This is a genomic window from Bacteroidota bacterium, assembly GCA_034723125.1.
GTDB lineage: Bacteria > Bacteroidota > Bacteroidia > CAILMK01 > JAAYUY01 > JAYEOP01.
The window spans coordinates 1-1533 of record JAYEOP010000601.1; the positions used below are offsets into that span (position 1 = coordinate 1).

The following is a 1533-nucleotide window of genomic DNA, read 5'->3' on the forward strand; positions in this document are numbered from 1 at the left end:
GGACACAAAGGAGCTGCTGGTTATGCTCCAGAAAACACCCTGACCTCATTTCAAATGGCGATTACCATTAGTTGTGATCGTGCCGAGTTAGATGTTAAAAGAACTAAAGACGGGAAGATAGTTGTTTTTCATGATGATGAGGTTTCAAGGTTAACCAATGGTGTGGGTTTTGTTAGTGAGATGACATTATCCGATTTAAAAAAGCTAGACTATGAAAAAGGCGAAAAAATCCCCACCCTTCAAGAGGTGATCGACCTATGCAAGAATAAAATTAACTTACAGATTGAATTAAAAGCCGACGGAACACCAGGGCCAGTTAATGAACTTATTAAAAAAAATGATATCCAAAATCAAATAGTCATCACTTCTTTTCGAGATTATTTGCTCAAAGAGATCAAGCAACTTAACCCTGATTTAAAAGTTGGGTTACTATTTAAAACTGAAGAAGTGATGTCTGAAATATGGAATTTAATGGAAAGTGTCCCTTTGGATTTTTTCGCTCCCTATTCCGGACTTGTTACCAAAGAATTTGTTGACAAAGCCCACAGTCTTGGAAAAACCGTTTATGCTTATCAAGTTAATGAAAAAGAATTGGGTGATAGATTAGCTGAAATGGGAGTTGATGATATTGGGACAGATTATCCTAAATTATTCATAAAGGAATAAAAAGTTTAAAATTATTTTTTATATTACTCAACAGAGAATATGTGGCTCAGGAACTCTTCGCTATAATAGTTGCAAGGAATAAAAATTCCTTCACCTAAATTTTTGCTCCGTATTATAAAATGCTAATATAAAAATATGACATATAAGCAAAAAGTTGAAATCAAAGGTTCAAAAACATACAAGGGTGGTGCACTCGGCTTTTCTGGTCCTCCCGGAATAGGAAAATCAACTATTGGAAAAATAATTGCAAGCAAACTCAGCATACCTTTTTACGATCTTGATGATTTAATCGCCAAAAAAGCAAATGTAAAAACGACAAAAGAGATTATCAATAATGAAGGGCTTCCGAAATTCAAGCAAATTCAACATTTATGCTTTCAAGAAGTTTTTCAAAAAGATAATCAAGAATATGTTTTATCATTTGGTGGACATACAACTTACGAAGGTTGTGATCCCAAGCTAATCAATGAGAACAAGGCTTTAGTCAACGATCATCTTTTTAATATTTGTTTGATCCCGTCTGATGATATAACCGAGGTCGTTGACATATTATGGCCAAGACAAAACGATGGCAAAAGAGAAACAGGTTCTAGTAATGCAGATCAATATCGTCAATATATTCAAAATCTAATACCACAATATATTCAGAGTGCTGATAAAGTTGTTTTTATTCACGCAAGTTCCGTTGATGATACAGTTTTAGCGATTATGAATGATATAATACGAACAAAAAAATAGCCCCAAATTTTTGCTCCGTATCTCCGCAAAACTTCAGATATATTAAAACATTTTAATTTTTAAATCAAAAACTATGCAAGATATAATATGCCCAAATTGTAAAAAAGTTTTCAAAGTTGATGAAGCTGG

Annotated in this window: 2 protein-coding genes; both read left to right on the forward strand. The window is 33.3% G+C overall.

Features of this window, described 5'->3' with window-relative positions; genetic code table 11:
- On the forward strand, positions 1-666 hold a 666-nt coding region (locus U9R42_14890; protein MEA3497311.1), incomplete at its 5' end, for a glycerophosphodiester phosphodiesterase family protein.
- A 135-nt stretch (positions 667-801) separates the two neighbouring features.
- Positions 802-1404, forward strand: a complete 603-nt coding sequence (locus U9R42_14895; protein MEA3497312.1) for a shikimate kinase — start codon at positions 802-804, stop codon at positions 1402-1404.
- Positions 1405-1533: the final 129 nt, after the last annotated feature.